At 46.9% G+C, this 26748-nt stretch carries 26 protein-coding genes; 13 read left to right on the top strand and 13 right to left on the bottom strand.

What is annotated here, in order from left to right:
• The first annotated feature begins 451 nt into the window (after nucleotides 1-451).
• Together A3Q3_RS0110080 and A3Q3_RS0110075 are read left to right on the top strand one after the other, a co-directional pair.
• Nucleotides 452-2638: a bifunctional diguanylate cyclase/phosphodiesterase gene (locus tag A3Q3_RS0110080; protein ID WP_020183466.1), complete on the top strand. Its 2187-nt coding sequence runs from the start codon at nucleotides 452-454 to the stop codon at nucleotides 2636-2638.
• Nucleotides 2639-2841: 203 nt separating this feature from the next.
• A complete protein-coding gene (locus A3Q3_RS0110075; RefSeq protein WP_232418405.1) occupies nucleotides 2842-5553 on the top strand; it encodes an EAL domain-containing protein in 2712 nt (903 codons plus the stop codon).
• Between the two features lie 10 nt (nucleotides 5554-5563).
• Here the strand turns inward: A3Q3_RS0110075 and A3Q3_RS0110070 are convergent, their stop codons facing one another.
• Complete coding sequence (locus A3Q3_RS0110070; protein ID WP_020183464.1) at nucleotides 5564-6166, bottom strand: alternative oxidase; 603 nt, start codon at nucleotides 6164-6166, stop codon at nucleotides 5564-5566.
• Between the two features lie 220 nt (nucleotides 6167-6386).
• Between A3Q3_RS0110070 and A3Q3_RS0110065 the strand changes: the two genes are divergently transcribed.
• Genes A3Q3_RS0110065 through A3Q3_RS0110055 form a run of 3 tightly spaced genes read left to right on the top strand, consistent with a single transcriptional unit; the run spans nucleotide 6387 to nucleotide 8754 of the window.
• Nucleotides 6387-6755, top strand: a complete 369-nt coding sequence (locus A3Q3_RS0110065) for a PepSY domain-containing protein (protein ID WP_020183463.1) — start codon at nucleotides 6387-6389, stop codon at nucleotides 6753-6755.
• A gap of 2 nt (nucleotides 6756-6757) precedes the next feature.
• Nucleotides 6758-7426, top strand: a complete 669-nt coding sequence (locus tag A3Q3_RS0110060; RefSeq protein WP_020183462.1) for a response regulator transcription factor — start codon at nucleotides 6758-6760, stop codon at nucleotides 7424-7426.
• Nucleotides 7423-8754 carry a sensor histidine kinase gene (locus tag A3Q3_RS0110055; protein ID WP_020183461.1) on the top strand — a complete coding sequence of 444 codons (1332 nt, stop codon included), beginning with the start codon at nucleotides 7423-7425 and terminating at the stop codon, nucleotides 8752-8754. The genes A3Q3_RS0110060 and A3Q3_RS0110055 overlap by 4 nt, the downstream gene beginning before the upstream one ends.
• Before the next feature lie 16 nt (nucleotides 8755-8770).
• Here the strand turns inward: A3Q3_RS0110055 and A3Q3_RS0110050 are convergent, their stop codons facing one another.
• Both A3Q3_RS0110050 and A3Q3_RS0110045 read right to left on the bottom strand, forming a co-directional pair.
• On the bottom strand, nucleotides 8771-9091 hold the full coding sequence (locus A3Q3_RS0110050; protein WP_020183460.1) for a PepSY domain-containing protein: 321 nt from the start codon (nucleotides 9089-9091) through the stop codon (nucleotides 8771-8773).
• A 114-nt stretch (nucleotides 9092-9205) separates the two neighbouring features.
• On the bottom strand, nucleotides 9206-10111 hold the full coding sequence (locus A3Q3_RS0110045; RefSeq protein WP_020183459.1) for a LysR family transcriptional regulator: 906 nt from the start codon (nucleotides 10109-10111) through the stop codon (nucleotides 9206-9208).
• A 133-nt stretch (nucleotides 10112-10244) separates the two neighbouring features.
• Between A3Q3_RS0110045 and rnk the strand changes: the two genes are divergently transcribed.
• Nucleotides 10245-10616, top strand: a complete 372-nt coding sequence (gene rnk / locus A3Q3_RS0110040; protein WP_020183458.1) for a nucleoside diphosphate kinase regulator — start codon at nucleotides 10245-10247, stop codon at nucleotides 10614-10616.
• Between the two features lie 3 nt (nucleotides 10617-10619).
• The gene (locus A3Q3_RS0110035; protein ID WP_020183457.1) at nucleotides 10620-10982 is read left to right on the top strand and encodes a hypothetical protein; all 363 of its coding nucleotides are present in this window, start codon (nucleotides 10620-10622) and stop codon (nucleotides 10980-10982) included.
• Here the strand turns inward: A3Q3_RS0110035 and A3Q3_RS0110030 are convergent.
• The 3 genes from A3Q3_RS0110030 to A3Q3_RS0110020 form a co-directional block, all read right to left on the bottom strand.
• Nucleotides 10972-11478, bottom strand: coding sequence for a DNA-deoxyinosine glycosylase (locus A3Q3_RS0110030; RefSeq protein WP_020183456.1), 507 nt, complete (start codon nucleotides 11476-11478; stop codon nucleotides 10972-10974). The genes A3Q3_RS0110035 and A3Q3_RS0110030 overlap by 11 nt on opposite strands.
• Before the next feature lie 14 nt (nucleotides 11479-11492).
• Nucleotides 11493-12629, bottom strand: a complete 1137-nt coding sequence (gene cfa / locus A3Q3_RS0110025; protein WP_020183455.1) for a cyclopropane fatty acyl phospholipid synthase — start codon at nucleotides 12627-12629, stop codon at nucleotides 11493-11495.
• Between the two features lie 167 nt (nucleotides 12630-12796).
• Entirely contained in the window at nucleotides 12797-15586 is a 2790-nt protein-coding gene (locus A3Q3_RS0110020; RefSeq protein ID WP_020183454.1) for a diguanylate cyclase domain-containing protein, read from the bottom strand.
• A 344-nt stretch (nucleotides 15587-15930) separates the two neighbouring features.
• Between A3Q3_RS0110020 and A3Q3_RS0110015 the strand changes: the two genes are divergently transcribed.
• The 4 genes from A3Q3_RS0110015 to A3Q3_RS0110000 are packed head-to-tail and all read left to right on the top strand — an operon-like array spanning nucleotide 15931 to nucleotide 18041.
• A complete protein-coding gene (locus A3Q3_RS0110015; RefSeq protein WP_026361870.1) occupies nucleotides 15931-16251 on the top strand; it encodes a rhodanese-like domain-containing protein in 321 nt (106 codons plus the stop codon).
• Nucleotides 16252-16268: 17 nt separating this feature from the next.
• Nucleotides 16269-16508, top strand: coding sequence for a sulfurtransferase TusA family protein (locus tag A3Q3_RS0110010; RefSeq protein ID WP_020183452.1), 240 nt, complete (start codon nucleotides 16269-16271; stop codon nucleotides 16506-16508).
• Nucleotides 16509-16511: 3 nt separating this feature from the next.
• A complete protein-coding gene (locus A3Q3_RS0110005; RefSeq protein ID WP_020183451.1) occupies nucleotides 16512-16979 on the top strand; it encodes a DsrE/DsrF/DrsH-like family protein in 468 nt (155 codons plus the stop codon).
• Between the two features lie 9 nt (nucleotides 16980-16988).
• Complete coding sequence (locus A3Q3_RS0110000; protein ID WP_020183450.1) at nucleotides 16989-18041, top strand: zinc ribbon domain-containing protein; 1053 nt, start codon at nucleotides 16989-16991, stop codon at nucleotides 18039-18041.
• A 65-nt stretch (nucleotides 18042-18106) separates the two neighbouring features.
• Here A3Q3_RS0110000 and A3Q3_RS0109995 read toward each other — a convergent pair whose 3' ends face one another.
• The 6 genes from A3Q3_RS0109995 to A3Q3_RS0109970 all read right to left on the bottom strand — a co-directional run bounded on the left by A3Q3_RS0109995 (nucleotide 18107) and on the right by A3Q3_RS0109970 (nucleotide 24468).
• Nucleotides 18107-18307: a (2Fe-2S)-binding protein gene (locus A3Q3_RS0109995; RefSeq protein WP_020183449.1), complete on the bottom strand. Its 201-nt coding sequence runs from the start codon at nucleotides 18305-18307 to the stop codon at nucleotides 18107-18109.
• Between the two features lie 3 nt (nucleotides 18308-18310).
• Nucleotides 18311-18721 (bottom strand): DUF1398 family protein, encoded by a 411-nt coding sequence (locus A3Q3_RS0109990; protein ID WP_020183448.1) that lies wholly within the window; start codon nucleotides 18719-18721, stop codon nucleotides 18311-18313.
• 39 nt (nucleotides 18722-18760) lie between these two features.
• Entirely contained in the window at nucleotides 18761-21691 is a 2931-nt protein-coding gene (locus A3Q3_RS0109985; protein ID WP_020183447.1) for a valine--tRNA ligase, read from the bottom strand.
• A gap of 34 nt (nucleotides 21692-21725) precedes the next feature.
• Complete coding sequence (locus A3Q3_RS0109980; RefSeq protein WP_232418403.1) at nucleotides 21726-22577, bottom strand: hypothetical protein; 852 nt, start codon at nucleotides 22575-22577, stop codon at nucleotides 21726-21728.
• Between the two features lie 70 nt (nucleotides 22578-22647).
• Nucleotides 22648-23214 (bottom strand): LemA family protein, encoded by a 567-nt coding sequence (locus A3Q3_RS0109975; RefSeq protein WP_020183445.1) that lies wholly within the window; start codon nucleotides 23212-23214, stop codon nucleotides 22648-22650.
• A 24-nt stretch (nucleotides 23215-23238) separates the two neighbouring features.
• Nucleotides 23239-24468 (bottom strand): FAD-binding domain-containing protein, encoded by a 1230-nt coding sequence (locus A3Q3_RS0109970; RefSeq protein ID WP_026361869.1) that lies wholly within the window; start codon nucleotides 24466-24468, stop codon nucleotides 23239-23241.
• 178 nt (nucleotides 24469-24646) lie between these two features.
• Between A3Q3_RS0109970 and A3Q3_RS0109965 the strand changes: the two genes are divergently transcribed.
• Both A3Q3_RS0109965 and A3Q3_RS0109960 read left to right on the top strand, forming a co-directional pair.
• The gene (locus A3Q3_RS0109965; protein WP_020183443.1) at nucleotides 24647-25090 is read left to right on the top strand and encodes an NfeD family protein; all 444 of its coding nucleotides are present in this window, start codon (nucleotides 24647-24649) and stop codon (nucleotides 25088-25090) included.
• Nucleotides 25091-25123: 33 nt separating this feature from the next.
• A complete protein-coding gene (locus tag A3Q3_RS0109960; RefSeq protein ID WP_020183442.1) occupies nucleotides 25124-25969 on the top strand; it encodes an SPFH domain-containing protein in 846 nt (281 codons plus the stop codon).
• A gap of 32 nt (nucleotides 25970-26001) precedes the next feature.
• Here the strand turns inward: A3Q3_RS0109960 and A3Q3_RS0109955 are convergent, their stop codons facing one another.
• Entirely contained in the window at nucleotides 26002-26745 is a 744-nt protein-coding gene (locus A3Q3_RS0109955; RefSeq protein WP_020183441.1) for a molybdopterin-synthase adenylyltransferase MoeB, read from the bottom strand.
• Nucleotides 26746-26748 lie beyond the last annotated feature (3 nt).

Genomic DNA, 26748 nt, shown 5'->3' with positions numbered 1-26748 from the left:
TGTAAAATCTAAAATCGACATTGATGATGCCCAATAAAAGCATACTAGTCACCCCAGCATGGTTAGCCAAGTTGTATCGAGTAGGCTCACCGATATGTGTAAAAGAAAACTTCGCATGTTTTCCAGCTTGCACCTGAATAACAGATACTGCGTTTGCATGTATATAGCTGTGACTTTTTTGGAAAGGGAGACGTTACTAAAAGCGCTTGGAATCATGTCCAAATAGTCATTATTCATATAAGTGAAAAGTACTCCTTGTCTAATATACTTCGCGCACATGGCAATCAATGATGATAGCCGCCTTCTCGTTACATCAGCGATGACAGATTGAATTATTAAAAATCTGGCGTCATACAATTTTGTATGGGTATGCAAACACGTAATTTTTTAATAGAATCAACAGTCTCGATCTATCTCCGCTAAAAATCTACGTAAAAACAAGGAGGGTTTGATGAAGTGTCCAGCGATACTTTCGACTGAATCAGAACGATTGATTGCCTTATCCAATCATGGCCTAGACGATGAAAAGTTAATCCCTAGCCTTGAACCTGCAGTTCAGATTGCAGCGCGCATGTTCAATATGCCTGTTGCTGCAGTCAACATGATTGGTAGTGATCATGTGTTCTTTGCCGCGAGTGTGGGCGTTGGTACGGTGGACATGAGTCGCGATGTCTCTTTTTGTGCGCATGCCATCAATGAAGTCAATGGCATGGTGATTCCAGATGCTACGCTGGATGATCGATTCCACGATAATCCTTTAGTCACCGGCGTGGCAAATCTTCGTTTTTATGCTGGGGTTCCATTGCGCACTCCGGAAGGTCTCGCACTGGGGGCGTTGTGCGTCATTGATAATAAGCCACACTTGGATTTTTCTGCAGATGATCATTTACGGTTACAAGAGCTTGCCAAGATGGTGTCAGACCGTCTTGAACTAAGGCGCATTGAAGTAGCGGCTAACCGCACCAGACCTAACTTTGAAGAATATGCAGGCAGTTCAAATACGCCTGTAGTGTGGTTTGACGAGACCCGCCGTATTACTGCATGGAACGCAGCAGCCGCACAATCTCATGGCTATACCCTTAAAGAAGGGCTTGGTAAACCGGTTGAAATGCTGATTCCAGAACGCCATCATTTACAGTTCCAAGCCTCCGTCGCCCATGCAATTGCTACAGCCTCTCTGGATCAGCTCAGCATCCCTTCGGAAGTACGAGGCTTGCGTAAAGATGGCACCGAGTTTCTGCTCGGATTCTCACTATTTGGTTGGAAAGAAGCCGGCCAAATGAAGTTTGAAGCAGTGCTTAAAGACATCACCGCACAACGTCTGGAAGAAATGGAGTTACGCCATCAAGCCAACATTGATCCGCTCACGGGTCTTGCCAATAGAGCAAGCTTTTATCGCAGTGTAGAAGACACGCTCATCGCCGCTAAGCCAGCATCTGTGTTAATGATCGATCTGGACGGCTTCAAGGACATCAACGATACCTTGGGACATATCGTTGGTGATACGATACTCAAAGAAGTCTCGGTTCGCATTGCTAAATTGGTGGAACATATTGGGGTTGCAGCCAGAATTGGCGGGGATGAATTTGCGATTTTGTTGCCTTTTATGACGGACACAGCATTGGTGAAAGAAGTCGCCGAATCAGTGATTCAACACATTGCATTACCGATTGTGATGGGTGGTCAGGAAGTCAGGATCGCAGCAAGTTGTGGCGCAGCACTCGCCCCACTTCAGGCACATGAAGCGTTGGAATTGGTCAGCAACGCTGACCTTGCCTTATTCAAAGCTAAAAGCCTAGGACGTGGGCGTGTTTTTCTATTTGTCACGGCTTTACGCATGGAGGCAGACGCTAGGCGCTTGTATGCGCTGGAACTGCATCGCGCTGTCGATGAGGGAGAGTTTCTGCTTTTCTATCAGCCACAGGTGAATTTATTGACTGGCGAAATTACCGGCGCAGAAGCACTCATCCGCTGGAACCACCCACAAAGAGGCATATTGACGCCTGCTTCATTTCTCCCTGCGCTAGAGGGCGGCACACTTGCCGCAACAGTTGGCGCTTGGGTTTTAGATGAAGCATGTGCACAAGCCGCATACTGGCGACGTAACGGTGCAGCCAATCTGCGTATGGGCGTTAATCTGTTTGGAGCACAATTCAGAGTGGGCGATCTAGTCTCAGAAGTCATGGAAACATTAGACAGGCATGGCTTACCCCCTGAAGCACTAGAGCTGGAGATTACTGAGAATATTGCGCTGAACCATGATGACGTGGTACTCCGCTCATTGCATCACTTGCGTGAACATGGTGTTGGTATTGCTTTTGATGATTTTGGTACAGGGTATGCATCTTTAAGCCTACTCAAGACTTATCCGTTGACCCGTATCAAAATCGATCAATCATTCGTTCACGGCATGTTGGAACATGAGCAGGATGCCTCTGTGATCCGCGCAACGTTGGACATGGCGCACAGCTTCCATCTTGAAGCGATTGCTGAAGGGATTGAAACTGAAGCGCAACGTAAGCATCTGATGCAAAAGAAATGTAGTGAGGGCCAAGGCTACTTATTTGGCAAACCCATGTCAGCGATTAAATTTTCAGCAATACTAGGCATCAAACAATACGCGCGGGCCGTTGCGTAAAAAACAGGAAATCCGTACAACAACATCAGAAAAAGGCCCGACCTAAACTAAGCAATTAATTTTAATGGACAATTTTCAATATTTGTAAAAGTTCATTTACAATAAAACAAAATAATAACCATTGTTAATTTGGAACTATATTGAAGGCTTATTACGCATTTCATGAGAAATTGCTATCAGTGTTCGGTGTAGCTTGTTTTATCGTGCTTGCAATTATAGCCGCGGCATTGCACTTATCCAAAAACGCTGCAGATGCAATGGTGTGGGTGCAACACACACACGAAGTGCTCAATAATGTTGTGCAAGCCAAGTCTGACACGATTCAAATAGAGTTAAGCACGCAAACCTACAGAATTACCGGCGATGAAAAGCGCATTGCCGAGCGCGATCAAGTCATCCAATCAAGAGAAAAATCCCTACACCTCATCAAGCAAGCAACTGTTGATAACCCCATTCAGCAACTTCGCTGGCAACAAATCCGGGAGGTGATCGATGAGCGCCTAACAATTGCCAGGCACATGGTGTATCTGAGAAAAAGCCAAGGCTTGGAAGCTGCTAATGCCTATATCGCGAGAACTCCCTTGCAAGAGACACGCGATCGTATCTACCATTTGTGGCGAGACATGGAGAACGAAGAGCGGCAGTTATTAAAACAACGCTTGATTGAACAGGATAGAACCCGGCAGTTGAGTATCGCTGCCCTTTTATTTTCCGGCACATTGCTTTTAGCGCTGCTTTTTTCTACATTTTTCCTCATTTTAAAACAGCTAAAAGATCTCTATTCAAGCCGTAAAGCATTAGCCGAAAATGAAAATAGACTGTCCACAACGCTCCACTCTATTGGAGACGGTGTAATCGCGACAGATACCAATGGATGTATCACCCGCATGAATCCCATTGCAGAGCAATTAACTGGCTGGCATTTTTCTGCCGCAGAAGGCCGCCCGATTGAAGAGGTGTTTAAAATATTTAGCGAGCTCACTGGCCGTCCTTCTTCTATCCCTATCCAAACCGCCATTGAAACTAAAGCGGTGCAAGGCTTAGAAAAGAACACCGTACTAGTTGACCGTCATGGTATTACGCGTCCAATTGCCGACAGTGCGGCGCCCATACTAGATTCCTCTGGAGTGGTGGTTGGCGTTGTACTTGTGTTTAGAGATGTCAGCATAGAGCGTGAGGCCGAGCGTGATATTCAAACGCAAAACAATCGGCTTGAGAAAGAGGTTGAAACACGCACAGCTGAGTTGCAAGCTAGCGCAGAAAATCTACGTAAAGTGACGGACAATGTGCCTGCGCTCATTGCTTACGTGGATGCGCAGCAGCGATATGTCTATGCCAATCAAAGATATATTGATCGGTTTTTTACACCGAGCACGAGTAACATTCAAGGGGTAAGTGTAAAAGAAGCGCTTGGCGATGAGCGTTACCAAAAGGCGGCCCCGCATATAGCTCAGGCGCTACTAGGTAAATCTATTCACTATGATTGGGAGCCGTTCCCGAATGTTTGGCAGATGGTTAACTATGTACCCACCACCAATATGGATGGCGTGATTGGCGGCTATTATGTGCTCATTGCTGATATCACCGATAGAAAATTAGCTGAATTAGCGTTTTACAAACTGACGCATTTTGATGCCCTGACTGGCTTACCCAATGAAACTCAGTTTACCGACCTGCTCATTGAAGCCATCGAATCAGGAAAACGCACGAATCAGTCTTTTCCGCTCGTGCAGATCAATATCGAAAAATTAAGTGAAATCAACGATGCGCTAGGGTTTAGTAAAGGCGACCAAGTACTCCAAGAATTTGCAGAGCGATTAAAGCAAGTAGCACCTGCTACAAGCAACATAGCCAGACTACGCGGTGATGAGTTTGGGATTTTATTGCACAATAGCAGCGCCGATGATGCAGTGAGATTGGTGAATCAGCTTGAATCTTTATTAGCGCAGCCGATTGTGATCTCGGACATTGCACTCGATATCTCTGCAAAAATCGGCATCGCCATGTTTCCAGAGCACGGGTTAACACCTCATGATTTATATCGACATACCGATTTTGCAGTACGTCAGGCTAAGAAAAAAGGTGTCCGCTACCAAATGTTTGATCACACGCAGGATTCAGACAAACCGCATCGTTTAGCACTGGCAGCAGAACTTAGGCGTGGCATCGATCAAAACCAACTCGCGCTTTACCTGCAACCCAAAGTGGAATTCAACACGGGTAAGACATGTGGTGTTGAAGGACTCATACGTTGGAACCACCCTGAACGTGGGTTGATCTCGCCCAGTGAATTTATTCCACTGGCTGAGCAAATCGGGTTGATTAAGCCCATCACTCAATGGGTCATCGATACAGCGATGCAATTGATGCATACTTGGGAAAGCGCTGGTTTTGTGATGCCAATCGCCATCAATCTCTCAGCACGCAACTTACACGAGGAAGATCTAGTAGAGAGAATCCACGACTTAAAAACCAAGTGGAACATAGGCGCAAATCTTTTGGAGATTGAAGTCACGGAAACTTCCGTCATGGATGACGCGCAGCATGCCTTGGAGATATTGCACCTATTACGTGAGCAAGACATTCCCCTGAGTATTGATGATTTTGGAACGGGCTATTCATCGCTCAGCTACCTGCAACGACTCCCGGTGCAGTTCATTAAAATTGATCAATCGTTTGTGAGCAATATGTTGTTGAGCAAAGAGTCTTTGATGATTGTGCGTTCCACTATTGATTTAGCGCACGCGCTGGATAAAAAAGTAGTTGCAGAGGGCGTGGAAACACAGGAACAGTGGGACAGACTCGTCGAGTTAGGCTGTGATATCGCACAAGGGTATTGGATTGCCAAGCCGATGCCTGTTGATACGTTTTTGCGTTGGATTAATACTAAAAAGCCACCTAAAAAGACTAAGTAACGCAAGCGTTTTAACTGAGTTGATTGGCAAAATCGTGGTTCACATCGCGATGTCCGGCTTCATCATTGCGGACAACTATCACTACATCCTTCAAGCGCGCATCTGGCGCAAGCTTCCAATAATCAATAGCAATTTGTGGTGCTGGAACATTTTCGTAAGTGCCATTTTCAATACCCGCCAAATACTCGGTATAGCTGATCACTGCTTCTTCTTCAAAATATCCGACGACGCGATGTGCGGTTTTAGGCGAAAACACATACAGCACAAAGAAGAAATTGTAAAAAACACCTTGCGCCAATATCACTAAAAAACGCTCAAATCCATTGGGCTTGGCAATCTCAATAAACGTCATCAAGTGCATACGTTCATTTTCAGCTTCATCTAACAATGTTTTTATCCAGCCACGATCCGGCTGCATGGTGCGTAAAGATTTTAAATGTTGCAGCGCACCCCCTACCATACCTGGCACGGCGGCTACAGTTTCTAGTACAACGGCACGGTGACCATAGCGTCCACTAAAAAACGTGTCTGCAAAATAGCGTAAAAACTTAGTGAAACTAAGCGCGATATGGTCACGTAGATCTTCAGGTGTTCGGTGCTTTTGCAGTTCCATCAATCAATATCCTAGCTATATTAAGTCAGTGTAGATGAATCAGATACAACTTAGGCATATACTTTTTGAATTAATTCATCCTCTATTCGATCACAACATATAGAGATGTCCGCTTTAAACACCAAGTCCCAATATTCAGCTTGAATTAAGTTTCTGGCGTTAACATTAAGCATCATCCCTAAACCTTCTCGCGTTGTGAACAACGGTCTAAAATGACGTTATGAATACTGACAATTATTACTTTAACAAATGCGTATCTGCATGCGCCAAGGCGCTATCAGTGCGCGTGTTACTCGTGATAGCACCGCTAGCTATCGCGTTAGTATGGTTTACCGTTCAGCCCATCAGCGCTGGAGAAAGCCCGGCGACTGCTCGTAAGCTGTCAGCCTCCGGGCAAATTCTTTCGCTTGAAAAAATCACCAAAGCAGCCAAAGCACTCAAGCCCGGGGAGATTTTGGAAACCGAGCTTGAACGCAAACATGGCGCATATGTGTACGAGGTAGAAATACTCGATGACAAAGGGCTGGTGTGGGAGCTGAAACTTGATGCCAAAACCGGCAAGCTGATCAAGATGGAGCAAGACGACTGATTATGCGTTTACTCTTAGCGGAAGATGACCCTACGCTGGGCCCACAGCTACAGGCTGCGTTGCAAAGAGCCGGCTATGCTGTGGATATAACCACCGATGGCGTAGAGGCAGAAATACAGGGGACATTAGAGCCCTATGACTTGATTGTGTTGGACCTAGGTTTGCCAAAGCGTTCAGGGCTAGAAGTCCTTGGTAACTGGCGCAACGGTGATTGCCGCATACCGGTCATTATTTTGACCGCGCGCGGCAGTTGGCAGGAAAAAGTGGCGGGCTTTAATGCAGGTGCAGATGATTACATTAGCAAGCCTTTTCAGATTGAAGAACTATTAGCCCGTATCAGTGCCGTGTTGAAGCGCAGTGCTGGTGTGGTCAGCGGAGAGTTGCAACATGATCACTTTAGCTTGGATGAACAATCGCAAGCAGTCGTACTGGAGAATGGTGAGCGTCACGACCTCACAGGCACCGAATTCAGATTATTACGCTACTTTATGCTGCACCCCGGTCACGTGCTCTCCAAAACGGCACTCACCGCCCATGTGTATGAATATGACGAAGACAAAGACAGTAACGTGATTGAAGTGTACGTGAATCGTTTACGCCAAAAAATCGGCAATGATTTAATTCAAACCAAGCGTGGCCAAGGTTATGTATTTGGGGCCAAACGCACATGATTTCTCTCAAGCGCCACCTCTCTTGGGGGCTGATTATCAGTCTGGTTGCATTGCTGACATTGCAATGGGCCATTGTGACTTATGCCATCAATAAGCTCACTGAAGATCAATTGGTCGAGCGCCTGCAGCGAGAGGGCGAAAGCTTGCTGGCGGGCACAGAATTCGATGCTTCAGGACAGTTATTGCTGGATGCAAAACATGTCAGTGCGGTGTATCAGCGGCCTTTTTCTGGTCATTACTATGTGATATTTTCTGGCAAGCAGCGCCACACCTCCCGCTCTTTGTGGGATGTCGATTTGGCTATCCAACCGTTAACCACCGGCGCCCATACCAAGCGCTATATCAATGGCCCTGAGCAACAACCTTTGCTCGTTGTCGTGCACGGTTACCAAAAACAACAAGGGGTCATCACCATTGCGGTGGCAGAAAACTTGGCAACGCTCAAAGCTGGCGTGATGCGTTTTCAAATACTCTATGCTGTCGTTTCTTTATTAGGGTTATTTGCTTTGCTGGCCATACAACGGCTGGTAGTACTGAATGCATTGCGACCTTTGCAGCAAATCAAGGACAACATAGCCAAGCTGACCAGTGGCGAAGAAAGTCAGATTAACAACAATGGCCCACAAGAAGTAGCCCCGCTGATTGAAGAGATGAATCGCCTTTTGATCGCCGTGCAACATAAATCCAGACGCTCCAGAGAATCGTTAGGCAATCTTGCACATGCGCTTAAAACCAAGCTGACACTGCTGAATCAGGCGGCGGAACGACCGGAGATGGAAATGCTCCCGGAAATACGCAACGACATTTATCGCACAACCACATCCATTAGCCACACCATTGAGCATGAACTCAAACGTGCACGTTTACTAGGCGATACGCACCCTGCACGCAGAGTAGATTTGAAAGCAGAAATTGCACAACTGGTGCACACCCTACGGCAAATTTATCAGGCCAAAGCGGTCAATATCATGTGGGAAATCACACCGGATGCACGTTTTCATGGTGACCGGGAAGACCTGTTAGAAATATTGGGGAACCTGCTCGACAATGCATGCAAATGGTGCCGCAGCAGCGTATCGCTGACCATCAGCGGGAGCAATACCACGATTTTTGTCATTGAAGATGATGGGCCGGGATGTGCCGAGCATGAGCTTAATTTACTGACGCGTCGTGGTTTTCGTGCAGATGAATCCATACCAGGCAGCGGTCTTGGATTGGCCATCGCACACGATATTGTCGATAGCTATGGCGCACACTTGAGCTTTGGCAGATCGGCCGCACTGGGCGGCCTACGGGTGGAAATTAGATTTAACGCGCATGAAGGTTGAGCGTTAAAATGTTCGGCTAGAACCAATCGCGTTTGATGTTGCGCACTTTACCGGTTTTTGCGTCCACATTGACTTCCCACTCCTTACCATCGGCATCGACCACTTCAAACTCATAATCCCAGCCTTTTTCAAAGGTGCGGTTCTCAAGTTCAGCATCTTTAATCACGCCTGGCTTGGCTTGTAATGCAGTCGCTTTGGCTTGCTCTAAAGGGATCAAGCCAAACGATTTTGATATAGACTCCATCTCTTGCAAATCATCGTCATCCGCATGGGCGGGGCCAAATATGGCAAAAGAAATGGCGGTTGCCATCAAAAGGGTTTGCACTGATTTTTTCATACTAGTTCTCCATTGAGTGATTCGTGAGACCCACTCTACGCCCCCAACCTGAATACAAGCTTAAAATTGGCAGCAGGCTGAGAATCTGTTGTTAGCCGACTCAGTGCGTAAGCATTACTCTTTATCCCAATATGGCTCCGCGCCAAAGCGCTCTATTAAAAAATCAATCAACACACGAATTTTCAACGGTAAATTACGCTTGGGCAGATACATCGCATAGACATGCTGCTCCACCGGAATATATTCGGATAACACCGACTTGAGGCGCTTGGCCTGAATATCTTTACCGATAATGTATGTAGGCAGTAACGCTAAGCCGAACCCACCCAACACGACTTGCGATAAGGCTTCATCATCGTTGATGCGCAACCTGCCAGAGACAGGCACAGACACATCGCCTTCAGGGCCACGTAAGCGCCACAGCCCCCTATCACCAGAGTGAATATAATCCAGACAGTTGTGATGCACTAAATCTTGCGGGAAAGTAGGCACACCAAACTCATCAAAGTAAGTAGGTGTTGCGCAAATTTTGCGGCGGATTGGCGCTAACTTTCTTGCCACTAAGGCCAAAGGCAAATCGCGCGTCACGCAAATCACCACGTCATATCCCTCTTCTGCCAAGTCGACGACTCTATCGGTAATCGTCATATCAATGGTCAGCTCCGGATAGCGCCGCATAAAATCCCCGACTGCCGGCGCGATATGTAGCGTGCCGAAAGCAACTGAAGCGGCCACTTTCAGCACTCCGCGTGGCTGCGCATTCAGGCTTTCTATCATTTTATGGGCTTGATCCGCCTCATAGTTAATGCGTGTGCAGTAATCAAAAAAGGCTGTGCCCACCTCGGTCAAACTCAAGTGACGCGTACTTCGGTTAAGCAAACTTGCGCCCAGTGCATGTTCTAACTTTGCAACCGCTTTGCTGACGGACGATCTGGAAACACCCTGCTTTCTGGCGGCCGCAGAGAAGCTTTGCTCGTTCACAACCTGCGCAAAAATAATCATTAAATTTAAATCATACATAGCGCTATTGTAGCGCCATAGGAAACAATTATGTGCGATTGCAAGGGCTAATTATATTGATGTAAACACATTATGATTCAGCCATCACCAACCCATACGGGAAATTGCTTGTAACACAACGATAGAGATGACAATGGAACCAGAAGATTTAATCATTTCAGATAAAGACTATATCCGCCTAGCTAGGCTAGAAAATAGTGCGCTATTGGCCTATGAACTCAGCCGCGCCTATGTAGTGCCAGCGGATCAAGTCCCCACCAACGTTGTTAGCATGAATGCGCGCGTGACCTACTTGGATGAAAGCAACGGCCTTAGGAGAGAGGTGGAACTGGTGTTTCCAGAAGATGCCAATGTGGAGCATGGAAAAATCTCTGTACTTTCACCAGTCGGTCTTGCGCTATTGGGCTTAAGGGAAGGCCAATCCATCGATTGGTCATTCCCCAATAATCGATCCAGAAGTTTAAGAGTGTTAAGTGTTGCCATACCCAATCAAAAGGAAGCGTAAACCATGAATAAAGCATTCGCCAACAATACAACATTTGTCGTGTCATACATTTTGTTGATGTTACCTACCTATTATTTACCGCTGGCCAGCGCAGCATCTGCCTCACACTCGCCCAATATATTGCATATACAGTGGATGGTGGTGCTGTGCGCATTGCTAGCGCTATGTTGGATATGCGTAGTAAGAGGCGCACTGATCGGCAAGCAGTGGCTGGTAGCGTTACCTGCGGTTGCTATCGCTTTTGAATTCATCCCTAGGTTAAGCGCGATCCCATACGTATCTTCCAGCTACCATCTTCTCGCCATCATCATTGGTATCGCATTTCCTGTGATTGCAAGGCCTCAGTCCGCATTGACTAAGGCTTGATGCAAAGCGCCTCCCGCCATGCTGTGATTTTTTGCGCTAAAGTGAGTGCAGCATGGGCTGGGCTTGATGATGGAAGCCGGACAAAACGGATACCGCTGACGTTTAATTGGGGCAATATATACGCGTTAAAACTTTTTTCTGCCTCTGCACCGTTAAACCCCACCAGCCTGATATGTGGGTGCTGTTGGAAAAATGCCGCAAAGTCATTCGGTACGCGCGACCCCTCTTCAATCGCACTATCAAGGCTGCCGGGACGCACGCAAGTATGCAGCACATCCCAAAGCGCAATATCCGCGGCTTGCAGCTGTTCCACCCGGTGCAGGTATGGCTGCTCAGGGCTGAATCCGCAAATACTGGCCATGATGGGCCAGAATGCGTTACGCGGATGGGCATAATATTGATTGGCCTTGAGAGAAAGCACGCCGGGCATGCTCCCCAAAACAAGAGTATGTGCAGACGGCACTGCAATTGGCTGAAAACCAGTAATCGTGCGCATTGAGTTGCTGGCTTTTATGTCTCAATATTTGGCAAAACAGGGCGTTGGTACCCACCCACAATACCCTGTTTAGACAATATCCACTGCCATAACTGAATATCACGCGCGCGGAAAGCACCTGCACAAGATAACAAGTAGTAGCTCCACTTTCTATAAAACTCATCCCCATACTCGGTGTTGAACTCCGGCCAATGGTGATTAAAATTGTCAAACCAAGCCATCAATGTCCGATCATAATCCGCGCCAAAATTATGTAAGTCTTCCACCACAAACTGGCCTTCCACTGCTTGGGCAATCTGCTTAATAGAGGGCAAATCGCCATTAGGAAAAATGTAGCGATCCAGCCAGGGGTCTGGCATTAAATGGGTGAGGTTTTTACCAATGGTATGCAATAAAAACAATCCATCACTTTTTAGGCAACGATGCGCCACCTGCATAAATGTGCGGTAATTCTTTCTACCCACATGTTCGAACATACCCACGCTGGCGACCGCATCAAATGGCTCATCCATTTCACGATAATCTTGCAATCTAAACGCTACCGGCAAATGTGCGTAGCGTTGCTGACCAAACTTCATTTGCTCTGATGATACGGTGATACCTACGCATTCCACACCATATTTTTCTGCGGCATATCCCATGAGGCTACCCCAGCCGCAGCCAATATCAAGCAAGCGCATGCCAGGTTGTAGTCTTAATTTCTGGCAAATCATCTCCAGTTTATTTTCCTGCGCCTGATCAAGATCCAGTGCATCCTGCCAATACGCGCAGGTATATGTCATGCGCTTATCTAACATGGCCTGATAAAACGCATTACCGAGGTTATAGTGATATTCCCCCACTCTCCAAGCACGCCGACTATTTTGCTTATTCATCAGCGTGTGTTGAAGGGTATGAAACCATAAGCCTATCGGCTTCACTTTCTCATGCAGTTGTGCACGCAGCAGGCGATAGAAGAACGCATCCAGCTGCGCTGCGTCCCAATCTCCCTGCATGTAGGATTCGCCCAAACCAAGGCTGCCCTCTGCCACAATCCGCTGAATGGCTGCGGGATGATGGATTTGAATATCCCAAGGGTTAGGGCCGTTGAGGCTAATCCCTGCTTCATTCAATAATTGATTAAACCATTTTTCTAATTGAGTGAGCTTCATTGCAAAACCAATCAATTTAAAAATCTAATAAATTTAAAAAGTTAAGCTTAGCTACTGCCACTGCTGCTTAGTGACGATTTGTTCGCACTTGATACTATGTACTATCCACTGTGCACCCTCATTAGACCGTTCACCAAGCCGGAGGTGCGTTTTGTCTGTGTACCTCGCTAGTCCAAGTCTGCCGAAAATTGATATTGATTACGCCCACCCATTTTAGACCGATACATAGCAGCATCGGCCTGCGCAAGCACACTGGAGACATCTTTGGCCTGATGATCAAACAGCGCAATGCCGACGCTAGGCGTGATCTTGTGCATGTGACCTGCTAAATCTGCCGGTTGATTCAACTCCACCAATATCTTTTCTGCCACCATACGCGCAACATGGGCTGCCTGCACTTGCACACCCGATAAGTCTTCCAGCAAAATCACAAACTCATCTCCACCCAAGCGCGAAACGGTATCGCAATCTCTCACGCACCGCTTGAGGCGTTCCGCAACAACTTTGAGTAGCAAATCGCCTTTATCGTGGCCAAAGGTGTCATTGAGCGATTTAAAGTTATCCAAATCAATAAACAGCACGGCGCCCGCATTCTTTTTACGACGGACAACTTTAAGCGCTTTCTCCAGATGCTCGATCAACAAACGACGGTTAGCAAGATTGGTAAGCGGATCATAAAACGCTAGTCGCCTAATCTCGGCTTCTGCCAGCTTACGATCCGCAATATCAGAATGAATCGAGAATACAGAAACCGGATGACCTTCTTTGTCGCGCACCAAGGTCAGTCGACTTTCAATCATCAGCGGGCTGCCATCCTTGTGTCGTTTGGTCATTTCACCCGACCACTCACCATGTTTGAGCACGTTCTTTTCGGTCTGACGAACATCGGACGCCACATGTTTGAGGAGCTTGTGAATATCCTTGCCTAGCGCTTCTGCGGCGGTCCATCCATATAAGGTCTCTGCTGCCTTGTTCCAATAAGTGATGCGACGATGCATATCTCGGACGACAATCGCGTCACGCGTTTTATCTAACAGAGAGGCTTGCTCAGAAATGAGCGACAAGGCCTTTAACCGCTCCAGCTCATTTGCGGTGCGGGCTGCAAAAATTGTTAATATAGAAGAAATCAGCGCGATCGCATCTTTTGCAATCGTGTCTTCAAATAGTACAAACAGCAAGCCTATCGGGTGGTGATTAGAGTCTATCAAACGCAACGCGGCAAATGCCTGGTACGGGTGGTAGCGCATCATGACAAGCTCAGGGTAATCTCGCGCAGCAAAGGCTGGCACTATCCGCACCTCTGCACTGGAAAACAGAGTATCTGCAATCGTACTTGGAATGGCAAAGTCAAAATTTTTGATAATCTGCTGATTCACCTGTACCGCGATGGTTTTAGCGGCCCAAGGTTTTTGGCTGGTAAATTGACCGATATAACCAGCTTGCCCACCAATAGCTTGAATCATCTTACGCAACAGCTCGGGGAAAAACGTCTCGCTGCTATGCAAACTCACTGCGGTTGCCACCGCTAGCATAGAGTTATGTAGCCGTTGCCGCTCTATTTCTGCACGGATTTTAACAACCCCTGACGCAAGGTTATCTGCGATTTCTTGTAGCAACCTGACTTCATCGGCAGCAAATGTACGCATCTCCCCTGAATACATCGCTAACAAACCAATGGTTTTACCTTTATATTTAAGTGGCAAAGACACCAGCCCACGATAGCCCAAATCTACCAATAAGGCTTTTAATGCAGGATCCAAATCCAATGTTGCCATATCTTCTACGGTAATCGGCTCGCCGCTGCGGATGGTTTTGCCGGCAGGGCCTCTGCCTGCTTGTGTTTCTTCAGACCAACTGAGCGCTACGTCTTTCAGTGCATCGTGTGTTTTACCAAAGTAGGCTCTAGGCGTAATCGATTTTTTCTCATCATCGTTAGCATAGCCCACCCACGCCATGCGATAACCTCCAACATCGACCGCAATACGACAAATCTCGACAATTAATCTCGATTCGTCAGCCACATGAATCAAGGTCTCGTTGCACTTGCCCAACATCATCAGTGCACGATTCAGCCAAGCCAGATCCAGCTGCGCTAGTTTGCGCTCACTGATGTCTTGAAACGTGCCGAATAGGCGCTCGACTTTTCCACCCACCATTGTCGTCATGCCCACGGCGCGCACCCAAATAGAACGGCCTGTTGCGGTAATAAACGGCAACTCTAAATCCCAGCCGGAGCCATCAACAATTGCACGCTCCACAGCTGCTTGAACCACAGGCCGCGCTTCTGGTGCATAAAAGTGAATAGCCTCCTCCAGCGTAGGTAAATGTGGTGGTGTCAATTCATGAATATGGAACACCTCTTTTGTCCACTCAACATGCGTACCGTTGACATCCATTTGCCACCCACCAATTTTAGCTATTTCACCAGTGCGTTCGAGTAACTCGGATGCTTGTAGGGCTTCTTGTGCAATAAGACGGCTCTCAATCAGCGAGACCACCTGACGCCCTAAGGCTTTGAGTGCATTGCGCTGACTTTCCGTGAGGGCTTTCGGAACCGAATCAATCACACATAAAGTACCCAAGCTAAATCCAAGCCCAGTGATTAGCGGCGTACCAGCATAAAAACGAATATTAGGGTCGCCTGTAACGAGTGGATTATCAAAAAAACGAATATCCTCTGTCGCGTTTGGGACTTCAAATAGTTCATGGCCAAGAATGGCATGGCCACAAAAAGAAATATCTCGTGATGTTTCTGTGGCATCAATACCGCGTATGCTCTTGAACCATTGCCGATGCGCATCTACCAGCGTGATAGAGGCAATAGGTGTTTCGCATATTTGTGAGGCCAGTAGGGTGATATCGTCAAACAAAGGCTCAGGCAACGTATCCAGAATACGGTACTGGCGTAGCGCCTCAATGCGCGCTTGCTCGTTATGCGGGATGGGAGCTGATTGCAATCTTATCTAGCCTTCTATTCAACGTAATATCAGGTCGACACAAAATTTCATCTTAAATTATCGCTACACGACTTAATTCTACTCAAAAAATGCAATCTATTCATCCTATTACCCTTTCAATTTAGGCAGTTATTCACGTATATATCATTAATACATACTTTATTTGTATGGCATGGTGCAATGTAGATCACTTATGCCGCTCTTTTTCTTACATGTTGTAACGCCCAGCGTGTAGGTTTGGCAGCGTATTCACGCGTTGTGCAAATTCGCACATTGCGGCTTGCGATGCCATCGCATCAATTTAAAATCCTGTGTACAATCTAATGCATCCAGGGGACATCATTTTGAGCCAATTCCAACACATTGAAGCCACAGAATTACCAACACTTATGACGCAGCACCGTGTGCTGTTGGTCGATGTACGCAATGAGGATGAGGTGATGCGTGGGCGAATTCCTCACGCCATTCATATTCCGTTGTCGATGTTACCGGTGCAATATCAACAATTAGAAGATGCAAGCCATGTAGTCTTTTACTGTCATAGCGGTGTACGCTCAGCACTGGCAGCAGATTTTGCCGCAAGCAAAGGGTCTGCACATGTGTACAATTTGACTGGTGGTGTGATTGCATGGGCAAGAGCGGGCTATGATTTCGTCAACCAATAAAATAACAGGCACAAAATATGGACTTTGATAAAGAAGTAGACGCGAAAAACTTAAATTGCCCGCTCCCTATTTTGCGATGTAAAAAAGGGCTCAACGAGCTGCAGGCGAATCAAGTGCTCAAAATCATGGCGACTGACCCAGGCTCAGTCAAAGACTTCGAAGCCTTCTGTAAGCAAACCGGTCACACACTATTGCAGCTGGACCAAACCGACAAAGTGTTTACTTTTTATATTAAAAAGCGCAACGACGCGCTTTAAATCATGGCAAAGAAACTTGCCCTCATCGCCTCCAAAGGTACGCTCGACTGGGCTTACCCACCTTTTATTTTAGCCTCTACCGCAGCAGCCCTTGATTATGAAGTCTGTATTTTCTTCACTTTTTATGGGCTTACCCTACTTAAAAAAGACATTTCAGATTTAAAAGTCTCGCCCCTTGGTAACCCAGCTATGCCTATGCCTGTACCCATGCCCAATTTTGTGCAAATGCTACCGGGGATGGAGAGCATGGCCACCAAGATGATGAAGCAACAGATTGCAGACAAAGGCGTGGCATCGATCGAAGACTTACGCCGCGCTTGTTTAGAAAGTGGTGTCAAGCTGATTGCCTGTCAAATGACAGTCGATTTATTTGATTTTAAACGCAGTGACTTTATTGAAGGCATTGAAATCGGAGGCGCCGCAACGTTCTTTGAGTTTGCCGGCAATTCGGATGTCAGTTTGTTTATATAGGAGTAATCCATGGGCAAAGGTGCAAGACTTTCAGAAAAATGGTTTAACCGTGCATTATGGCTAGTCGCGTTCGTATTTGCTTGGTTTTTGCTGGGTTTAGGCTCAGCCGTCATCCACGATTTACCACATGTAGAGCACACATATTCAATAGAGGATTTTGTCGACCACGCGACAATTGATCCACTGCGCGCGCAGTTAGATGCGCTCCAACCACAACATAGAGAAACCAGCGACAAATTAGACCAAGCGCAGCTCACGCTGAATACGCGTCGCAATGATTACCAATCGACCAGACGTACCTTTGAAAACTGGCTAGCCACGCGTGATGTCACCCAGCAAAACCAGCAAGATGACGAGTTAGTCAAACGCACTGCAGCACTCGACCAACTCAAAGCACTGGAACGTGATGCTGAAAAAGCCGTAGAAGCACTCTCCAAAACACAGCTAGACCAGAACCAATCCGAATCAAAAGTGCGCGATCAAGTAAAAGCACTTGAAGACACCGCCTATCAACAACTGTATGACGCCAACCAAAAACAAGCGACGCGCGTATTTCTCTATCGCTTATTGCTTGCTTTACCGCTGCTTGCGCTTGCCGCATGGCTCTTTGCCAAAAAACGTAAAACGCCTTACTGGCCATTTGTATGGGGCTTTATTATTTTTGCGCTGATTACTTTTTTTGTTGAGCTTGTGCCCTATTTGCCCGATTACGGTGGTTATGTCCGCTATTTAGTCGGCATTATCATGACGGTGCTGGGAGGCAAGTACGCGATTTCCGCCCTACAGAAATATTTGGAAAAACAACGGTTGGCAGAAGCGCAACCACAATTAGTGCGCCGTGAAGAGTTGAATTACGATACCGCGCTGACTTTGCTTAATAAAGGTGTATGCCCGGGGTGCGAACGCAGCATTGATTTAAAAGATGCTAGAAATGACTTCTGCCAGCACTGCGGCATTGGCCTGCACAATAAATGCAGCAGCTGCGGCACACGCAAAAGTGCATTTAGCAAGTTTTGCCAAGGCTGTGGTGCAAGCGCTAATCTTTCACAGGCAAATAATTAGATAGCGCATTTTCAAGCGATTCGCTTCACTTGAAAGTGATGAAAGTGATTTCATGAAGTCACTGATTATGTTTTTTGTTGCTCGGCAAGGGCTTTCAAAAACTGTGCGACATCCCACTCACATCCGGCACATCCAGAAAGTGCGCCTGTCCGCCTTGAGATAGCCTCTTGATCGAGGCCTTGCATAAACAAGTCATAGATTTGACCACGGGTGGTGCCACTACAGGCGCACATCACCTCATTCGTGATATCGTCGTCTGTACTCATACGCTAGTCAGCACGGGCTGGTGCTGCACCAGGAAACCATTCGGTATGCTGCTCGCCATCACGCCCCCAATAGGTGACGCGCTGACCACGTAAGAAAGCCATATAACCTTGTACGCCAGCTTCCATGGCACGTCGGGTAAAGTCGCGATAATGCTGATGATTGTGCTGACTATCAAAAATGGCTGCTTTTAGCCCTGCCAAATCAAAATTGGCGGCAACAGCCGGTAGATGCTCATAACTAATCGGTGTGGTGACTACATCTCCACTAGCGCTGTAAAAAGACTTGCTCCGGCTAACGTAGTCCACGTGATAATACTCAACGCCTGTTTCCATCAACTGGCGCACCACCTCAGGGAAAGCAATTTCACCAGCTAGCGTTGCACGCGCTACATCAGCTACGATTTCTGTGTTCATGCAACCCTCCTTTTGCTTACGCCTGCGTTGCGCTGCCAGCTACTTCAGTTTAACCAGCTGTGTCTCAAGCTTTTGCAAACTTGCACTGAACTCAGCCACACGTGCTTTTTCTTGCTCCACCACTGCGGCAGGCGCCCTTGCCACAAAGCTTTCGTTATTCAACTTACCGTTGGCTTTGGCGATTTCGCTTTGCAAACGCGCAATCTCTTTACCTAAACGCTCTTTTTCAGCAGCGACATCAATTTCTACTTTCAGCATCAACCTAAAATCACCCGCCAACATCACTGGCGCATCCGCCTCTGGTAAGTCTGCCACTACATCTACGCTCTCTAACTTAGCAAGCGATTTGAGATACGGGGCATAAGCAATTAATTGCTTAGCATCACCCGCCGCAATCAACGGTACTTTAGATGCTGGAGAAATTCCCATTTCACCACGCAGACTTCTACAAGCTTCCACCGCTATTTTAAGTGTTGCTACCCACGCTTCCGCTTGCTCATCCACTTTTTCCAAATCCGCTTTTGGATAAGCCTGCAACATAATACTTTCAGTTCCGCGCGACTTGTTTTTAAGCTCAGTCATCGGGGCAATCGTTTGCCAAATCTCTTCGGTAATAAACGGAATAATCGGGTGTGCCAAACGCAAGATAGTTTCTAACACACGTAACAAGGTGCGACGCGTAGCACGCTGTTCAGCTTCATCGCCTGTTTGAATTTGCACTTTGGCAATTTCCAAATACCAATCGCAATATTGATCCCACACAAACTCGTAAATAGCTTTCGCGGCTAAATCAAAACGGTAGTCGGTAAAGGCACGTTCCACCTCTGCCTCTGTGCGTTGCAGTGCGCTCACAATCCAGCGATCTGCCTGACTAAACTTACGCCCACCCGCCTCACAACTTTCTGGCCCAAAACCGTTGTCTTGGCCTTCTGTATTCATCAACACAAAACGTGTGGCGTTCCACAATTTATTGCAGAAATTACGATAACCATCACAGCGCTGCAAATCAAACTTAATATCACGGCCAGGGCTGGCCAAAGCTGCAAAGGTAAAGCGCAACGCATCCGTACCATACGCAGAAATGCCTTCCGGAAACTCTTTACGCGTGCGTTTCTCAATCTTTTCCGCATCTTTCGGGTTCATCAACCCCGTCGTGCGTTTTTTGATTAAATCGTCCAAGCCAATACCATCAATCAAATCAATGGGATCCAGCACATTGCCCTTGGATTTAGACATTTTTTGGCCTTCGGCATCACGAATCAAGCCATGCACATAGACATGCTTAAACGGAATCTGACCAGTGATGTGCTTGGTCATCATCACCATACGCGCCACCCAAAAGAAGATGATGTCAAAGCCCGTGACTAATACGCTAGATGGCAAAAATTGTTTCAATGCTTGGTTTTGTGCATCAACCGCTTCATCACCCGTCCAATCTAACGTGGAGAATGGCCATAAAGCAGAGGAGTACCAAGTGTCTAATACATCAGGATCACGAGTTAATCCTCTTTCACGCAATAGTTTTACTGCTTCAGCATCTCCCTTTAACTCCAAACTCTTTAGCATTTGCTCGAACTGCACATATGCCTCTGCTTCAGAGTGTGCCACATACTCTTGCTTCCATTCATCGTACCAAGCTGGGATTTGATGTCCCCACCATAGTTGGCGTGAAATACACCAATCTTGAATATTGTTTAGCCATTGGTTGTAAGTGTTCACCCAGTTCTCTGGGTAAAACTTAATCTCACCACTCGCCACCACATCTAAGGCTTTTTGCGTGATGGATTTTCCATCGGCAGCAGGCTTACTCATGGCTACAAACCATTGATCCGTGAGCATAGGCTCAATCACCACATTGGTACGGTCACCACGGGGTACTTTGAGCTTATGTTTCTCGGCTTTGACTAAGTAGCCTTGAGCTTCCAAGTCAGCCACCACTTGTTTACGCGCAGCAAAACGCTCTAAGCCAATTACATTTTGTGGCAAGCCGATAGACTGCTTGCCTGCACCATCTGCGCCCCAAACTTCTGCTGCTGCTGGCACAAACCCTTGCAGATTGAGGATCACAATCTTATCCAAGCCTTGACGCTGACCGACCATATTGTCGTTAAAATCATGTGCAGGCGTCACTTTCACTACACCCGTACCAAATTCTTTATCCACATAGTCATCAGCAATAATCGGGATTTCACGGTTGCATAATGGCAAACTGACCTGTTGACCGATTAAGTGTGCATAGCGCTCATCTTCAGGATGTACCATCACGGCCACGTCACCCAGCATGGTTTCCGGGCGCGTTGTCGCAACGGTTAAGCTAGCAGAACCATCCGCAAGTGGATAGTTGATATGCCACATAAAGCCGTCTTCTTCTTCCTGCACTACTTCCAAATCAGAGACCGCCGTACCCAGTTTCACATCCCAATTCACCAAGCGTTTTCCACGGTAAATCAAGCCTTCGTTATACAAACGCACAAAGGTTTCTGTCACCACTTTGTTCAACCCTGCATCCATGGTGAAACGCTCGCGTGACCAATCTGGCGAGGTGCCTAAACGGCGCATTTGTTTGGTAATGGTGCCGCCGGAGTATTCTTTCCATTCCCACACTTTTTCTAGGAATTTTTCACGACCCAAATCATGACGCGACACACCTTGTGCATCTAACTGACGCTCTACCACAATCTGCGTGGCAATACCGGCATGGTCTGTGCCTGGCTGCCATAACGTATTGTCACCACGCATGCGGTGGTAACGCGTGAGCGCATCCATCAATGTTTGGTTAAAGCCATGCCCCATGTGCAGCGTGCCTGTGACATTGGGGGGTGGCAGCAAAATACAGAAATTATCGTTCACTTCTGGGTTTAAACCAGCAGCGTAGTAGCCTTTGCCCTCCCAAAATGCATACCATTTACTTTCAATGGTTTTGGGATCAAATGACTTAGCGAGTTCGGGGGTTGGTGTGGTTGTATTCATAGCCGCCATTTTAACATAGGCGCGCTAAAGTCTTTTATGCAAGCTTCATGTAGGCCGCAACAAAAAATGTAAGCAGCGAGATAAACACGCCCAACCATTGCAGATGGTTTTTACGTAGCTGTAATGGAGATTTTGCAGAAATTAAAAACAATTGCTGGCCTGCTGGCTTGGCCAATTCAAAACCAGCGGTATGCGCTTGCATGGCATGCGTTGACTGCACTTGCCGGATCGCATCTTGCCGCGCCAGCTCCCACTCGTGCAGATCGATCTCACCATTTAAATCATGGTCGTATAGGTTCAACAGGCGTGATGGCTGCTGTTTTAGCGCCTTTAAGTGTGCGCTTACTTCCTTATTTAGCTTGGCTGAATCTAGCATGTCTTTTCGTGTGTCTAGCACAGCGATCACATAAATAGACTGGTGGGCGGGCAAGTACTCTTCCACATAGCGGTGATTATTTTTACGCCACGTGCGCGCCTCGTAATAAATGACCTCAGCACCATCAGGGTTTACTACACATTGACCACTCTCATCCTCTAATACAAAAGGAGAGCGGCTTTCTTGATAATCAAGCAGGCGATTATCCAGCAGTTGATGGGGTTGATGGTTGCCCTGCTGATTTGAAAATACCCAAGCACGAAACCAGACACAGGGAATGCCATGATAAGGCGTCTTCAATGGTTTTTCTGTACGGGCTTGACCGTATAGCTCAACATAGCCTTGTGCGGCACTGGCGATACTTGAAATTGGCGCTTCGCTCATCTTAAGAAAGCGCCAATAATGAAATACACTGGCCAACATACAAACCAATATGCCAAAGAGCGCGATGTACAGCCAATAGATACGCGGCACATGGTTGACATAGCCTAGCATTGCCACGGCGATCATCAACCCTAGGCAAATCAAATTGAAACGCTGCGTTTTAAGGCGCTGAAACACTACCAGTTAACGCCTGATGCTAGGCGTTAAAACGTGCACTGACATCGACATCTTTCAGCTCATCTGCCGCAAACTGCAATAAATCAGCACGCTGGAAGTTGAACAATCTTGCCACGATTAAATCTGGAAACTGTGCGATACGCACGTTATTGACATTCACAGAGTCATTGTAAAACTCGCGTCTGTCTGCAATTTGATTTTCTAGACCTGTAATGCGCTGTTGTAGATTGAGAAATGTTTGATTGGATTTTAAATCTGGATAGTTTTCGGCCACTGCATAAAGCCCACCAATGCTAGAAAGTAAAGACGATTCTGCCTGACTTAACTCCGCTGCCGAGTGTGATTTGAGCGCTTGAGTCACACCCATACGCGCTTGCACCACTTTTTCTAGCGTTTGAGATTCATGCGCCATATAGGCTTTACAGGTATCAATCAACTTAGGCAGCTCTTCGTTACGCTGCTTTAATAGGACATCAATATTCGACCATGCTTTTTCCACATTGTGGCGAATGGTAATCAAACTGTTGTACACCGTAATAATATACAACAGCACCATCACACCAATGACCAGCAATACAATCGGCATCCCGAATCCCCTTTATGTTAACGATTAAGCAGTTTGCTCGCCCAAGATATCCGGCTGCACTTTTTCCCAATAGCGGGTAAATCTGGCTAGGCGTTTTAAACTGAGCTCTACATGCGTGAGCTTTTCCTCTTCTTGCCAGATAGGATTAAACGGCGCCAATAACGCTTTGACCTGCAAGTTGGGCGTATTTTGTGAAATCACCTGCCCTACGCCCAACTCTTGCAGCACAGTGCGCGTATCGCCCAGCCAAACATCCACATTGGGCATTTCACTCAGGCAATCTGCCATAAATTGAATGCGCTTGAGGGGCCAATGGTCATACAGCGCCTCATCAAAAACAAAGACTTTAGGCATGGCTAATTTGGTCAGCGGATTAGTGGACGAAAGCATTTCATCGTGCACATACACACTCACCGAGGAGTGTTTAGAAATAGGCGCCTTCTCTGGCATGTTGACCGGATAAGTTTTGGTGACGATAGGCCCATCATCGTTAAAAATCCTTTGATGAAGATTTTCGTAACTATCATCAAATGGGCACTCTATTTTGCAGGTGGCACAGTATTTTTCACCAGTAAATCGCGCTAGGTTTTCTTTATTAAAATAATAAGGTTTTGAGCTAAACGTGCTGGCTACCCATTGCCAAGACAAGTGATTCGAAGCCTTATCACCATCCAGTAATTGTGCTTCAAACCAATCGGCAGCTCTACGCCAATCTACCTTTAACCAGTGAATAATATATGCGGCAAACCACATACGCCCGTGGTTATGCACATAGCCTTCGTTGAGCAGTTCACGCACCACTTCATCCATACAGGGCAAGCCGGTGATCCCCTGTGGAATAAACGCGGGCAGCATATTATTTCCAAGCGCAACTTTCGGCTCTTCCATATCGCTCATGATGGCATTGCCATGTCGGTACCAGTTTTGACGCCAGAAATCCCGGTAGGCCAACTCCTCCACCAGCTTGGCACCCTGCTTACCAAAATGTTGTTGAATGTGATCCACGGTTTCTTTTACCGTCAAACAGCCATGGCGTAAATAAGGGGATAAACGGGTGACGGCACCATTGATAAAATTGCGGTTACGCCCGTAAGCACTGGCATTTACTGCTTGCAGGCGCGCGAAAGCTTGCTTTCTACCGCCTTGCCATGCATCAATCAGGTTCCTACCTTTGGCTTGTGGAAACATGCGTCGAATGTACTGTAGACGCTCAATTCTATCGTCGGGCAATATAAGCTTGAAAGAAGTCGCCATTAATTTTTTATTCGTTATAAATGAGTGAGTTATATCGAGAATCTTATCCATTGTCCACATATCGTTCGTAATTTGCAACCATTTCAAATTAATTCATTAAATAAACCTGCATCTCGGCAAGCCTATTTAAAATAATGCTAAGATTCATGTGCTTTTACTGCTGAAAAGGAATGTAGCAATGGAAACAATGTGGATATGGGGAGCACTGGGCCTTGCACTACTTGCCGCAGAAATGGCTACAGGCACTATCTATTTATTATGGTTTGGCATTTCCGCCTTATGTATGGCCGTTGCAGTTTGGGCATACCCTAACTTGCATTATGGTATTCAATTTGCCATGTACGCACTGCTTTCCGTCACCGCGCTGGTCATTTGGAAGCGCTATTATAAAAAAACCGAAACACACTCACGTGTGGGACAATCTCAGGGCGAAGAAATCGGACGGATTGGTACGATTACACAAGCATGTGGCCCAACCCAAAATGGGGTGATTCAGTTTACACAAGGTGTGATGGGCAGCCGTGAATGGACTGCCATTAGCACTGTGTCATTAGAAGTCGGCCAGCAAGCGCAAGTCACTGCGGTTGAAGGCAATATGCTCAGAGTCATCGCACATTCGTAACCCATTACTGCATCTCTTATAAGGAATCTCGTCATGCCAGAATTTAGTATTATTCTTATACTTCTAGTGATTGTTGCCATCATCAAAGGCGTACGCATTGTGCCCCAAGGTGAAGAGTGGGTGGTAGAGCGCTTAGGTAAATTTGCCGGGGTACTCAGCCCAGGCTTACACGTGATTAATCCGTTATTCAGCAAGGTAAGCTACAAAGTCACCACCAAAGACATCATTTTAGACGTGCCACAGCAGGAAGTGATTACGCGCGACAACGCTGTGATTTTGGCCAATGCCGTGGCGTTTATTAAAGTATCGAGCATAGAACGCGCAGTCTATGGCATTGAGAACTTTCGCGAAGCCATGCGCAATATGGTGCAAACCTCCTTACGCTCTATTATTGGTGGCATGGATTTAAACCAAGCCCTCACCTCGCGTGATCGCATTAAAGCTGAATTAAAAACGGCGATTGCAGATGAAGCATTGGACTGGGGACTCACAGTAAAATCTGTCGAGATTCAAGACATTAAACCCTCCCCCAACATGCAAGAAGCCATGGAAAGACAAGCAGCGGCAGAGCGTGAGCGTGTGGCAGTCGTGACAGAAGCCGAAGGCGCAAAACAATCGCTGATTTTAAATGCAGAAGCGCGCTTAGAAGCAGCGCGTAAAGATGCGGAAGCACAACTAGTGGCAGCTAAAGCGTCCTCTGAAGCAATCCGACTGATTACTGACGCTGTCAAAGAAAACAATACTTCGGCGACTTTTCTATTGGGCGACCGCTATATTCAGACCATGCAGAAAATGGCGGAATCCAACAATAGCAAACTGGTTGTTGTCCCCGGAGATATTATCAGTGCAGTGAAAAATCTAGTGGGTGGCGGTAAGTAGTAGCGCTATAAGGTGTGGCTAAGCATCTAGATTTAGCCACACACTGTACAAGCAGCATCGCGTGCTAGTTTAATCGTACGCCATTCCGCCGTCAGCGCATCCAATAGCAACAAACGTCCTTGCAGCGATTCACCAATATTCAGCAACAACTTTAATGCTTCTGCCGCTTGCGCGGTACCTATCATACCCACCAGCGGCGCAAATACACCGTTATCGGCACAACGCATTTCCTGATCGCTGCCTGTATCCGGATACAAACAGTGATAACACGGGCTTGCAGCATGACGGAAATCAAACACAGTAATCTGCCCTTCAAACCGAATGGCTGCACCAGATACCAAAGGTGTTTTGTGCTGAAAACATAGACGATTGAGTGCGTAACGCGTAGCAAAATTGTCTGAACAATCAACAACAACATCGGCTTGTGCAACTAGTGCCGCCATTTCAGATTCCGTGGATTTTTGCTGGACAGTGTGCACCAGCACATCCGGATTTATTTCAAATATCGCTTGTTGCGCAGACACTGCCTTATTGGTACCCACAGACTGCGTGGTGTGAATAATCTGCCGCTGCAGATTGGTTAAATCCACCGCATCGAAATCACAAATGGTGAGTGTACCCACCCCACTGGCTGCCAAATACATGGCCACTGGCGAGCCCAACCCGCCGGCTCCCACAATCAACACATGACTTTGCGCGAGCTTTTCCTGACCATCATATTCGATTTGCGGCAATAGAATGTGACGGCTGTAACGTAGTAGTTGAAGATCATTCATAGG

Origin of the sequence: Methylotenera sp. 1P/1 (assembly GCF_000384355.1) — a bacterium.
Classification (GTDB): domain Bacteria; phylum Pseudomonadota; class Gammaproteobacteria; order Burkholderiales; family Methylophilaceae; genus Methylophilus.
This window is presented reverse-complemented; position numbering and strand designations above follow the sequence as displayed.